This is a genomic window from Streptosporangium sp. NPDC048886, assembly GCF_055586905.1.
This window is the reverse complement of record NZ_JBVJHH010000069.1, coordinates 1-13,752: the sequence shown is the minus strand read 5'-3', so window position 1 is coordinate 13,752 and position 13,752 is coordinate 1. Positions and strand designations below refer to the sequence as shown.

Genomic DNA, 13,752 nt, shown 5'->3' with positions numbered 1-13,752 from the left:
CGGCGGACGGACCTGGCCTGTGGCGGTGTGGCGGGCGTCAACTGCTCGGGTGTGGCGGGCGTCAACTACTCGAAAGAATGCCGGCGCCGTTCTTGGCAGCGAGCCTTGCTCTCAGGTCCTCACCCTCGGGGGCGCCGAGCTTGGTGAAGACGCTCAGAGCCCGCTGCCATGATTCGGTGGCGGCCTCGACGCGCCCGGTGAGGTGCAGGGCGTCGCCGATGCCGAGATGAGCGTGTGCCTGGCCGTACGGATGACTGATGCGGACGGCCAGCGACAGGGCCTGGTCGTGGTGGTCGAGGGCCTCGGCAGGGGCGCCCACGGCGCACGCGGCCCGGCCCAGACCGTTGAGCGCGATGATTTTCGTGACGGGGTCGCCGGTCTCACCGGCCACGGTCAGGGCCTGCCGATGACAGTCACGGGCTTCCTGATGGCGGCCCCGTCGCAGGTGGAGGTTGCCGAGTTCGGCCAACGTGCCGGCCTGGTTGGCGAGGTTGCCCGTCTGACGGCCAAGGGCGAGGGCCTGACGGTGATGGTCGAGGGCTTCCTGGTGGCGCCCCAGGGCTCCGTAGACAGCGCCGAGGTTGTTCAGGGCGGTGGTCTCCGTCGTCAGGTTACCGATCTGGCGGGCGACGGTGAGCGCCAGCTGACAGTGGCTCACGGCAAGGTCATGGCGTCCCATCCGGCGGTAGGTGTGACCGAGATTGTTCAGGGTACGGGCCTCACCCGTCCGGTTACCGATCTCGCGTTGAATGGTCAGGGCTTCCTGCTGGTAGCGGAGGCCACGCGCGTAGTCTCCTAACCGCTCGTAGTTGATGCCCAGGTTGACCAGCATGTAGCTCTGATGACGACGATCGTTCAGGTCGCGGGCCAGGGCGAGTCCCTGCTCGAAATAGCCGTTCGCCTGCTCGGACTGTCCTATCTCCGCGTGGACGATGCCCAGAATGTTCAGCGCCCGGTTCTGCGCGGCCCGGTCGCCGATGTGGCGGGCGATGGTAAGTGCCTGCCGCTGGTGCCGTAGGGCCTGTTCATACTGCGCCGTCTGCCAGTGGATGATGCCTAGATTGGTCAGCGCTTGGATCTGTGCGTCCTGGTCCCCGATCCGCTGGGCGACGTCCAGGGCATGGCTGTAGATGGCCAGCGCATCGCTGTAGTGAGCACCGAAGTGGAGAGACCGCCACAGAGCCATGGACATGTCGACGGCCCACGCGTCCTGGCAGGCGAGAACGGCGGCCACGAGGTTGCCGCGTTCGGCCTCCAGCCAGGCGGCTGCCTGATCAGGGGCCGTGACGGCAGGAGGTTCCGCCATGGCGGCGGGCTCGTGGCGGGGCCGGCGGGGTGATTCGTCGTGGCCGAGGGACTGCGTGGCGAGGATCGCGGTGGACAGGTAGTAATCGCGCAGGCCGCCTGCTGCGCCGGTGCGGTCGGTGTCCGGATCGGCGGCCCGGCAGGTCTGCTGGGCATAGTCACGCAGCAGATCATGGAAGCGGTAGCGGCCGGTGGTGTGCTGCTGCAGCAGATGGACGTCCAGCAGGTCCTCCAGCCCCCGCTCGGCGTCGTGCACGGCCAGGCCGGTGAGCGCCGCGACCGCGTAACCGTCGAAGTCGTCTCCCGGTACCAGGCCGAGCAGCCGGAACACGCGCTGCTGGACGGCGGTCAGCTGCTCGTAGGACACCGCGAAGGCGGTGGCGACATCGCGGTCGCCGGCGCGGAGCTCCTGCAGCCTACGCCGCTGGTCGCCCAACCGGGCGGCCAGGTCCTTCACCGTCCAGGCGGGGCGGTGAAGGAGCCGGGTGGCGGTGATCCGCAGGGCCAGCGGCAGGTAGCCGCAGAGGGCGCCGACGTCGTCGACGGCTTGCTGTTCCGGGAGGACACGCTCGGCGCCGACGATCTGGGTGAACAAGGCTGTGGCCTCGGCGTGTGACAGCACGTCCAGCGAGAGCACCGCGACGTCTTCCAGGTCCACCAGCCGCCGCCTGCTGGTGATCATGATGTGACTGCCCGGCCGGCCCAGCAGCAGCGGGCGCACCTGCTCGGCGGTGGCGGCGTTGTCCAGCACGATGAGCAGCCGGCGACAGGCCGCCGCCGACCGCCATACGGCGGCGGCCTCCTCGACGTCATCGGGGATTCTCTCCGCAGGGATGTCCACCGCGCGCAGCAGGGTCCACAGTGCCTCGATGGGCGTGACCGGCGTGCGGCCGGGAGTGTGGCCGTGCAGGTCCAGGTAGAGCTGTCCGTCGGGGAAGCGGGCAGCCAGCCGGTGGGCCACGTGCACGGCCAGGGCGGTCTTGCCCACTCCGGCCATTCCGTCGATCGCCTCGATGACCACCGTCGCGGCTGTGTCGTCGGCCGCCCCCCGCACCAGCCGCGCGACCTCGTCGTCACGGCTGGTGAAGTCACCGACGGCCCGCGGCAACCGGCACAATCCGGCTGCTTTGGCGGCAGGGGCCGGGCCGTTGGGAGACGCCACGGACCCGGCCGTAGCGTGTGGCGCCGTCTGGGCCGGTGCCGGGACGGTGCCGGACATGGCCAGGTGAAGTGCCGGGTCGGCTGCCAGGACGCGCTGGTGCAGCCGTTGAAGGTCCGGTCCCGGCTCGGTGCCGAGCTCGTTGTCGAGCACCTGGCGCAGGTCGCGGAAGACGGCCAGCGTCTCGGCCTGCCTGCCGGCGCGGTGCAGCGCGAGCATCAGCTGTCCGTGCAACGGTTCATGCAGGGGGTGGTCCGTCGTGAGCCGCCGCAGCTCGCCGATCAGCTCCGCATGGCGGCCCAGCGCCAGGTCGGCCGAGACCCGCTCGACCAGAACGGCCAGCCGCTGCTCGTCCAGGGAGGTTCCCTCCGTAGCCTGCAACTCGGCCCTGGTGCCGGTGAGGGCGGGTCCCCGCCACAACGCCAGCGCTTGGTGAAACCGCTGCGCCGCCGGCTCGACGTCACCCGCCGCCGAGAGGCGGCGCCCCTCCCTGGCGGTGGTGAGGAACACCTCGAGATCCGAATCACCCGGTGAGAGCCGCAGGCAGTATCCGGTGGGCATGCGCGTCAGGGCTTCGGAGTCGCTCAGCAGACGGCGTAGCGACCACACGTAGTTGTGCAGCCGCCTCCGAGCCGAGACGGGATGCTCGGCCCCCCACAACGCGGTCAGCAGCCGATCCTGGGAGACGGTCTGCCCGGCGTTGACGACCAACATCGCCAGCAGTGTCCGTTGTTTCTCGCCGACGACTGTGATCGCATGTCCATCGCGCCACAGCTCTACCGGTCCCAGTACGCGGAACTGCAACGCTGTCCTCCTCCGGAGCCATGAACCTGAGGGAGCTCCACCCTGAACGTGGACACCGGTGCTAGGCGGCGACTGCCAGCGTAATTGATCTGTTCCCTTGCCCCGTTCCGGAGTGAGATGTCCGGGCTCTCCCGGAACGGACCAAGCAGGACAAGATCGCGACAATCGGTAGGACAAGTTCGAGGGCGCGGTCTGACATGGTGCGCGGGAGCCCCGGTGGGACGGGGGGAGGGCAGGCCGACGAGGTCCGAGGAAGTCCAAGGAAGTCCAAGGAAGTCCAAGGAAGTCCAAGAAGGACTCATCGGCCGGCCCAGTGCAGGAGCGGGAGCGAAAAGGCTTCGTCGGATGGGAAAACACGTTGGCTGACCAGACTGGAACGACCACCTCGTCACAGACGATCCGGGCCGGGGAGAGAGCACTGGACGAGGACTACGACTCCAGGCTCTCAGGAATCGAGACGGTCCCTGTCCGCTCGCTGCTCTCGGCGGACACCCCGCGGAACATGGGGGAGGACCTGCAGCACGTACGTCTGCTGTCCAGCCTGGAGACCGCGCTGCCCCCAGTGATCGTGCACCGGCCCACCATGCGGGTCGTGGACGGAATGCACCGGCTGCGGGCGGCGGTGTTGCGGGGGGAGAAGAGCGTACGTGTGCGATTCTTCGACGGCGACGAGCGCGATGCTTTCGTGATCGCCGTCAGAGAGAACATCGCTCACGGCCTGCCGCTGTCCGCCGCCGACCGCGCCGCGGCCGCCGGCCGGATCGTCAGGTCGCACCCTCACTGGTCTGACAGAGCGATCGCCAAGGTCGCGGGACTGTCCGCCCGGACAGTGAGCAACATCCGCCATGCCGCGTTCTCCGGGAGCGCTCAGCCGGCGACGCGGTTGGGGAACGACGGCCGGGTCCGCCCGTTGGACAGCTCCGCAGGCCGGATCCGCGCGGCTGAACTGATCGCGAAAGAGCCGCATGTCTCGCTCCGGCGGATCGCGAAGCAGGCGGGGATCTCACCCGGCACGGTCCGGGACGTCCGCGACCGTCTCAGGCGCGGGGAAGGTCCGCTACCGGGCTCATCGCGGCCCGGCGATATGCGGCCCGGACCGACGCCTCACAAGCAGCCCGCCGCTTCCGGTGCTCCACTTCCGGAGACGGGGTCAGGATCACGCCCGACCCCACCGCCTGGACGGGGACGCGACCTGCCCCGGACTCCGCCGTTGCACACTCTGATCAAGGATCCGTCTCTCCGGTCCAGGGAGCGGGGCCGGTCTCTCCTCCGCATGCTCAGCGCGAGTGCCGAACTCACGCCGAGCCGGGAACAGTTGGTCGACGCGGTTCCCGAGCACTGCATGGAGCTGGTCCGCCAGGCGGCCAGGGAGAGCGCCGCCGCCTGGGCAGAGTTCGCCGACGATCTCGAACGGAGAGCAGCGCGGCCCGGAACGCGAGCGAAAGGCTGACGGCGCTTGTAGCTCTGTGGAGTCCGCCTGATTTATATCCGGTAGACCTGGAGAAAAATATTCTGATGACCCGTGTGCAACTGCTGAAAAACGAGCAGTCGCACACGGCCGGAGGGGATCCGGGGCATCTGCCATTTCTGGCTCGTCACGAGGAGCGCGTTCCAAGAGGTTGTCATTCGGCGGGGCGGCGGCGGACAAGAGTGGCGGCGGCCAGGCCGGCCGAGGAAAGGAGGTCGGCCTTTTTCACTCCGCTCGGAAGAGCGGAGTATGACGATCCCCTCGACCGGATGATAGCGAGTGCATCCAGACCGTGGCCATGTGTGCAACCGCCGATTTCCCGCACTTGTCACCCGGAGTCCGGCAGCCGCCGAATCAGGTGAACACCGTGCCCACGATCATGCCGTGCTCGGCGGACCGCCACCAGGCGATGAGAAGGCTTATTGATTCTCGTGCAGATCTTGTAAATCGAAGTGATCGATGTGTACCTTCTGACCGTTTATTGAACGGCGCCCTCTGAACAGCGGATCCAGGGTCTCCTGGGCGTTGGCGCGGGGTGAGGAAACGCGGGAGCTCCGGCTGCCTCGCTGACTTGTTCGGAGGGTGACGGCGTATGCGCCGGAGTTTGTCGTGGCCGCGTTCGGCGGACCGCAAGGTCCCGTTGACGGTGGCACTCATCACGGTGATGACGCCGGGGCTACTGTTGTTCCAGGCGCTTCCGGTGACCGCCGCGGTGCAGGCGGTCACATCGATTCAGGGCAGTGCTGATTCGCCGAAACAATTGACCGGCTCGGCCGAGGGCCTGGCGTCATTGGTGGATTCCGCGGCCACGGCGACGGCGGTGAAGGTGTCCAAGGGGCCTGAGCAGGATCCCCGCTCGGCCAAGGGGGCGCTGCCGATTGAGCAGCGTTTCACCGGAGAGGCCGCCCAGGCCGGCACGGGCAAGGACGGCGGGTCGGCCGCACCGGATGCGAAGCGGGCCGAGCGCCGGGGGGCGGCCGATGCAACCCCCCGTGCCGCTGCCGCCGCGGCGGTTTGGTGTGAGGACTATGCCTACTGGAGCTCGACGCACAGCTACGGCTATGGGGACGTGGTCCGCTACGGCATGGAGCTGTGGAAGGTGGTCGGCTTCAACCCCCAGGTTGGGATACCGCCGGGCACAGGAACGTCGTGGTCGAGCATCGGGTCGTGCTCGTTCCATCAGGCTCCGTCGGTGGATCGTGTCGCTCCCGACGGGGTGCTGGTGGAGTCGCGGACGCCGACGCTGCGGGCTCAGGGCCACGGCAACGACTCCTCCTCTCCGGTGCTGATCGGCTTCACCTTCAAGGTCTGCGACAGCGCGGCGATGACCGGGACGTGCACCATCTCCGGCAAGGTGACCAACTACCGGTCGGGGGCGTGGACGGTACCGGCCGGGAAGCTGGTCTGGAGCAAGCAGTACTGGTGGACCGCGACCGCCACCGACACCGGCAACAACCTGAGCACGACCTCCTCGACGGGGACCTTCACCACCGGGGTGCGCCAGCCGGTGGTCGGCTCGCAGCTGGCCGCGCGCGGCGGCAACGGCCAGGAGTTCCACCAGCTGGCCGGTAACTACACCACCTCGGCGACGGATCTGTCGGTGGCCACCGCCGGTCCGCCGCTGTCGGTGACGCGCTCCTACAACAGCATGGACGCCCGCACCGACGGGCTCTTCGGCGCGGGCTGGTCGACCCGCTGGGACATGAAGCTGGTGCGGGAGGCACACGGGACGCTGGTGACGGCGTTGGTGACCTACCCCGACGGGCGGCGGGTGCGGTTCGCCGCCAACGGCGACGGCAGCTTCCAGCCGCCGCCGGGCATGTACGCCACGCTGGCCGAGGTGACCGGCGGCGGCTGGCGGCTGATGGACAAGTCGGCCACCTCGTATGTGTTCGACGCCCAGGGGCGGCTGGTCAAGGTGACCGACGCGCACGGCCGCGCGCAGGACCTCGTCTACGGCGCGGGCGGCAAGCTGGAGAAGGTCACCGCGCCCGGTGGCCGGTCGCTGACGTTCACCTGGGACGGCGCGCACGTGGCGAGCGTGGCCGGTGACCCGGTGGACGGCTCCCAGGTCACGTGGACCTACCACTACGAGGGCGACAAGCTGACGGCGGTGTGCGCGCCGGTGACCGCGCCCAACTGCACCCGCTACGCCTATGACAGCGGCTCGCAGTACCGGGGCGTCGTCCAGGACGCCGAGCCGTACGGCTACTGGCGGCTGGGGGAGGCCTCCGGGTGGGCGGCGGCCGATCTGGGCTCGGGCGCGGGCACCGCCGAATACAGCAGCGTCCGCAGCAGCGTGGCCTACGGCAAGCCGGGCGCGCTGGCCGGCACCCCGGACACGGCGGTGGAGTTCAACAACTCGTTGGTGATCCTGCCGCAGTACGCGCTGGCGCATCTGGGCGATCAGGTGTCGATGGAGATGTGGTTCAAGACCACCGGCTCCGGTGTGCTGCTGGCGGCCTCGGCCAACTACGGCTCGGTGCCGGAGGGGCCGATGCTGTATGTCGGCACCGACGGCAAGCTGCGCGGGGCGTTCAAGGCGGTGGCCTCCCCGATGGCGTCGGCGGCCGCGGTCAACGACGACCAGTGGCACCACGTGGCGCTGACCGTCGCCGGAGCCGACCAGATCCTGTACCTGGACGGCGCGCAGATCGGCACCATGACCGGCCAGGCCGACCTCTGGCGCCCATCCGCCGCCCTCGGTAACGGGATCGTCACGCGCGGCTCGGCGCCGGGACTGCCGACCGGGACCGGCACGCAGGAGTTCCCCTTCCGCGGGTTCCTCGACGAGGTCGCCGTCTACGGCAAGCCGCTGACCGCATCCGAGGTGGCCTCGCATTACGCGGCGCGGGCCGGGGCGCCGCACAAGCTCACGAAGATCACGCTGCCGTCGGGGCGCATCTGGGCGACCAACACCTACGACCCGGGCACCGAGCGGATCACCACCCACGCCGACCAGCACGGCGGCACCTGGAAGATCGGCGCCCCGGCCACCGACCGGGCCACCGGCAAGTCGACGGTCACCGTGACCGACCCCAACACCAACACCCTGAAGTACGTCCACGACGCCTGGCGCGGCGACCGGCTGGTCAGCCGGACCGACCAGCTCGGCAAGACCACCACGTACGAATACGACACCGGCGGCTTCCCGGCGAAGGTCACCGACCCGAACAACACCGTCGTCGAGCAGGTCAACGACGCGCGCGGCAACGTCACCGCGGTCAAGACCTGCCGGGCGGCGGGAAGCTGTCAGACCACCTGGCGGTCGTACTATCGCAACACCGCCGACGAGTTCGACCCGCGCAACGACCAGATCACCATTGGTCGGGACGCGCGCTCGGCCGGTGCCACCGACAACACCTACGCGACGACGTGGGAGTACACCGCACGCGGTGACATGGCCAAGGTGACCAGCCCGGCCACCCCGGACTTCCCCGCCGGCCGGTCGGCGACCTCCACCTACACCGACGGCACCGAACCGGCCGTCGGCGGCGGGACCACCCCGCCGGGCCTGGTGAAGTCGGAGAAGAACGCCAAGGGCGAGGAGAGCACCTACCGCTACAGCGCGGCCGGTGACCTGGCCGAGCAGACCAGCCCATCCGGGCTGACGATCAAATTCACTCGTGACACGCTGGGTCGGCTGATCTCCCGCAAGGAGATTTCCACGGCGAACGCTGACGGGATCACCTCCACATTCACCTACGACGGAGTTGGGCGGGTGCTCACTCAGACTGGCCCAGGTGTGAAGAACGAGGTCACCGGCGTCATCCATACTGCGCAGACCCGCTACGTCTACGACGTGGACGGAAACATGCTCACCAACACCTTCGCAGACCTGACCGGCGGCGACCCCGAGCGCACGACCACCTACACCTACGACGCCGCCGGCAGGGTGGAGTCGGTGACCGGCCCCGAGGGGGGCGTGGTCCGTTCCACGTGGAACGATACCGGCGTTCCCGTATCAACGATCGATCCAATGGGCACGGTCTACACCTATGCCTACACCAAGCGTGGTGAGCCGGCCTCCACGACGATCAAAAACTGGACCGGCAGTCCGGTCGCGCCCCAACCCGCGAAAGACGTGGTGCTGGAGTCACGCTCCTACGACCCGGCGGGTCGGCTGGCCACCCAGGCCGACGCGATGGGCCGTAAGACCTCCTACACCTACTTCACCGACAACCGGCTGTCGCAGGTGATCGCCGACGACGTGCGGCTCAACGGCTCCACCACCCCGGCGGATGTGGTGTTGCAGGCCAACACCTACGACGCGGCCGGCCACCTCACCAAGCAGGTCACCGGCGGAGACAAGGCCATCACCACCGACTACGTCTACGACGCCGCCGGCCGGACGACCTCCACCACATTCGACCCTACAACGCTCAAGCGTAAGAGTGCCTACGAATACGACGCGGCCGGAAACGTCACCAAGAAGACCTTCACCGGCGCGGGCAGCACTCGGACCGAATCCACCCTGTACGCCTACAACTCCCTGGGCCAGGTGACCCGGCAGACAGTGGAGAATGGCGCCGACGACTTGATCTCCACCTGGAGCTACGACGATCGCGGCCTGCTCATCGAGGCGACCGACCCTCGTGGCAACGCCTCCGGCGCCAGCGCCGCCGACTTCGCCACCACCATGCGCTACGACATCATCGGCCAGGTCATCGAGTCGAAGTCCCCGCAGGTAAAGGTCGAAAAGGCCGGATCCATCGCTGACGGGCGGCCCACGGTGAAGTACGGCTACGACAACACCGGACTGATGACCCACACTGTGGACGCGGAAGGACGGACGGTCACCTCGGCGTTCGACAAGGCCGGCCGACTGACATCAGCCACCGCAGCCCCCTACACTCCGCCGGGCGGAAGCGCGCTCATTCCGAAGGTCAGCTTCGGCTACGACGCGGCGGGCCGCAGAACCAGTGTCACCGACGAGCGTAACTACGTCACCTCCACCGAATACGACGCGCTAGGTTACCCCGTCCGAGTAACCGACCCTGGTCCGTCGGGGTCAGGTGGGCAATGGGTGTCGGAGTTCGACCTGCTCGGCGAGCAGCTTACGGTGATCGACCCGGCAGGTACTCGACGCGAAGCCACCTATGACGACCTGGGCCGCAAGATCACCCAAACGCAGATCGAGCGCAAGCCCACCGCCACGGCGTTCACCACCACCCTGACCTACGACAACGCGGGCAACCTCATCAGGAGCGTCGCCCCGGGCCCGGGCAGCAAGACCACCAGCTTCACGGTCAACGCCGCTGGGCAGGTCACCACCGTCACCGACCCGCTCACCCACAAATCCACCATCGGCTACGACTTCCTCGGCCGCTCGGCCAAGGTGACCGATCCGCTGGGCAATGCCACCGAGGCCGAATATGACCTCGCCGGACGGCAGATCGCCGCCAAGGACCTCGACAGCACCGGAGCCGTCGTCCGCGCCCTCGGCTTCGGCTACGACCCGGCGGGCAACCCGACCAGCATCACCTCCGGTGAGGGCCACCTCACCCGGCGGACGTTCGACGCGCTGGGCCGGATGACCGCGCTGATCGAACCGGTCTCCGCCGACAAGACGATCACCACGACGTTCGGCTACGACGCCACCGGCGCCCGCACCCGCCTCACCGATGGCCGTGGCAACGCCACTTGGACCAGCTACAACACCCTGGGCCTTCCCGAATCCGTCATCGAACCGGCCACCACCGCCCACCCCACCGTGGCCGACCGGACCTGGACCACCCTCTATGACGCGGCGGGCAACGCGACCGCCACGTTGCAGCCGGGCGGGGTGCGCATCGACCGGACCTTCGACCACCTGAACCAGATGGTTAAGCAGACCGGCACCGGCGCCTCGGTGGCCACCCCCGAGCGCAACGTCACCTACGACCCGGCGGGTAGGGTGACCGCGATCGGCGACTACACCCTGGACTACAACGACCGGGGCCTGCTGACCACGGTGTCCAAAGCCACCAACCAGATCGCCGCCTACGCCTACGACGCCCTCGGCAACCCCACCCAGCGCGTCGACGCCACCGGCACCGCCAACTACACCTACGACGACGCCAACCGGCTCAAGACCGCCGGCGACCCGGTCACCGGGCGCACCTGGACCTACGGCTACGACAACGCCGACCGGCTCACCAGCCAGACCTCGGCCAACCCGGTCAACACCCAGACCTACACCTACGACGCCGTCGACCGGCTCACCTCCCACACCCTGAAGAACAGCACCGGCGCCGAACTGTCGAAGATCGTCTACGGATGGGACAAGGACGACAACCTCACCACCAAGACCACCTCGGGAACGGCGGGCGCGGGCGCCAACGTCTACGGCTATGACCGCTCGGGGCGCCTGACCTCCTGGACCGCCCCCGGCGGCGCCACCACTGCCTACGCATGGGACGACTCCGGCAACCGGACCAAGGCCGGGAACAAGACCTTCACCTACGACGAACGCAACCGGCTGACCTCCGGCGCAGGCGTCGACTACACCTACACCCCACGGGGCACGCTGGCCACCGAGACCAAGGACGGCACTACCAAGAACCTGGCCTTCGACGCCTTCGATCAGCTCATCTCCGACGGCGAGACCACCTACGGCTACGACGCGCTCGGCCGGATGATGTCGCGGACCAAGGGCGCCGACCAGCAGCGCTTCGTCTACTCCGGCCTGACCAACGACATCGCCGCCGTCACCGACGCCGCCGGCGCCGTCCAGGCCAAGTATGGCCGCGACGCCTTCGGCGGCCTGCTCAGCCTCCAAGAAGGCGGCGGCCCCGCCCTCGCCGCGATGACCGACCTGCACGGGGACATGGTCGCCACCTTCTCCGGCACCGCCGTGGTCGACTCGACCGCCTACGACCCCTTCGGTGAGGTCACCCACCGCTCCGGCGCCCAGCGCGCCCTCGGCTACCAGGGCGAGTACACCGACCCGGACACCGGCAAGGTCAACATGCACGCCCGCTGGTACCAGCCCGGCACCGGCGCCTTCGCCTCCCGCGACACCGCCACCCTCAACTCGGACCCGTCCGTCCAGGCCAACCGCTACACCTACGCCAACGCCAACCCGCTGGTCAACGCCGACCCCAGCGGACACAGCGCGCTCCGAACTGGGGGCACCTCCATCCCGCTGTTCAACGCCGACGCTAGCGGGTATAGCGCGCTCCGAACTGGAGACACCCCCAGCGAAGGCACAACTGGAACCACCTGGCAATGGCCCAGCACCGACTTCAACTGGGGCGACTACATCGAAACCTCTGGCAGAAGCTGGGACTGGACCCCGCCGGAGGTCACCCCGGGAAAGCCGTACTATGCCTGGCCCGATCAACCATGCGAATGTCTACCGATCGGCACACCACTACCGAAGGACTTCTGGAAGGGCAGTCCCGAGGAGCAAGAACTCTTCATGGCGCTGTGGGATCCATTCGCCACCGAGGATGAGCGCGCTGGCCTATGGTCAAAAATATTGAACCTGGCAGTCATGCTGGCCGGAAAGGCAATGGGCCCTGCTCCCGACAGCGGGCCTCCCGCACCAAAGGAGTGTGTGGACAATTGGGCTAGCGCAAAATGTCGCCAATTTTTTGTCGGAAACTATTGGGACGGCAAGAAGTGGCGCAAAAAAAGTGCAGAGCAAATCGCGAAAGAGCGCACTCTCGGTATAACTGGAATTATCATTGTTCCCGAACATGTAAATATAGACGAGTTTAAGAAGGTATGGGATAAGCTTTATAAAAAGTATGTGTACAAGGAGAAGATGCCCTTCTGGTGGAATGTTCAACAAGAGCTTGCTCTTGCCATCAAAACATGTCAAACTATCGGGGCTCAAAAGTGTGGGGGGAAATGGTACGGCCACCTGGTGGGTGCACACACCGAGGTCGCGGCCGAACATAACGTCACCTTTGCAAGCGGCGGCAGTATTTTCGGTGGAAAAGCCTTCAGGGCTTTGATGCGTTACGTCAGACCTGGATACGGCCTAAAGTATATAGCTAGTCCAAAACATAACATGAATTCCCAGGGGCGCATCTCTGGGCCGCCGACCTATGGCCAAGAGGCGCTTGAACGATCTGTGAGCGTAACCAGCCAAACGAGAGTAGCCTACGACCCCGTCACGGGAGAATACGTTGTCTTCAATCCAACCAGAGAGGAAACGGGAGAATGGCACGGTCACGTGCGTAGTTGGAATGAGCTCGACCAAAAGCAAAAAAACGCCCTTCAGAAGGCGGGCATTGTAAATCGCAAGGGAAAGCCTATTTAGATGAAGTATCACGAGGTGCATCCGAGCAGTCCGGAAAAGTTGACATTCGCCATAGAATCGGGCGACGTCAATGCCATTCGAGAACTCCTGGTCTCACTCTCCTTTTATCATGACGATTGGCGATGGGTTCAAGACAGATGCTTGGAGCTAAGCGCTCACGAGAACGAGTATGTGCGAAAAGTTTCCATTATCTGCCTTGGTCACATAGCTAGGATAAATGGTGATCTAGACTTGGTGTGCGTCATCCCGCGCCTCCGCGAATTGGCACTCGACCCCAAAATGCAAGATGCAGTCGAATCTGCATTTTCGGACATATCGATATTCATTCCCGAGGTGAGGGGAAATATCGATTCAGACGATTCTTGACTCGACGACGACGATTTAATCTCCGTAGCATTAAATCATATCATTTATGCAAGATTTATAATCTCCAGAAATGATGGAATCGAACGGTGTTGGTACTCCCGAAAATTCCCCAGTCGTAAAGCAATTGCACATATCTAGACTGCGGCTCGAGGATTGGATCATCGGGCGTATTTGATGACCGTGTATTCGGTATGTCGGAGTTATGAGGTATCCAGAAGGTGACGGGTTGACCGCCAAAGATCGGGCGTGAAGTGAGGCGGTACGGCTGCGCACGGCTGAGACGTTCGCGCAAGGCAATTCCTAGTGCTTCGTTCCTTCTTGGGCGGCTAGATTAGCCGTACTATCAGGGCCCAGCGGGTCGTTGACAGGCGGTGAGGCGGTGCCGAAGCTCCTGTTCGC

At 66.4% G+C, this 13,752-nt stretch carries 4 protein-coding genes; 3 read left to right on the top strand and 1 reads right to left on the bottom strand.

The genetic code is table 11. The annotated features are described in order from the left end of the window. Positions 1–61 precede the first annotated feature (61 nt). On the bottom strand, positions 62–3,625 hold the full coding sequence (locus ACZ6R6_RS46140; RefSeq protein ID WP_470103535.1) for an AfsR/SARP family transcriptional regulator: 3,564 nt from the start codon (positions 3,623–3,625) through the stop codon (positions 62–64). Between the two features lie 916 nt (positions 3,626–4,541). Between ACZ6R6_RS46140 and ACZ6R6_RS46135 the strand changes: the two genes are divergently transcribed. The 3 genes from ACZ6R6_RS46135 (at position 4,542) to ACZ6R6_RS46125 (ending at position 13,353) form a co-directional block, all read left to right on the top strand. Next, the gene (locus tag ACZ6R6_RS46135; RefSeq protein ID WP_470103533.1) at positions 4,542–4,718 is read left to right on the top strand and encodes a hypothetical protein; all 177 of its coding nucleotides are present in this window, start codon (positions 4,542–4,544) and stop codon (positions 4,716–4,718) included. 811 nt (positions 4,719–5,529) lie between these two features. Further along, a complete protein-coding gene (locus tag ACZ6R6_RS46130) occupies positions 5,530–12,987 on the top strand; it encodes an RHS repeat-associated core domain-containing protein (RefSeq protein ID WP_470103531.1) in 7,458 nt (2,485 codons plus the stop codon). Next, positions 12,988–13,353, top strand: coding sequence for a hypothetical protein (locus tag ACZ6R6_RS46125; RefSeq protein ID WP_470103529.1), 366 nt, complete (start codon positions 12,988–12,990; stop codon positions 13,351–13,353). Positions 13,354–13,752 lie beyond the last annotated feature (399 nt).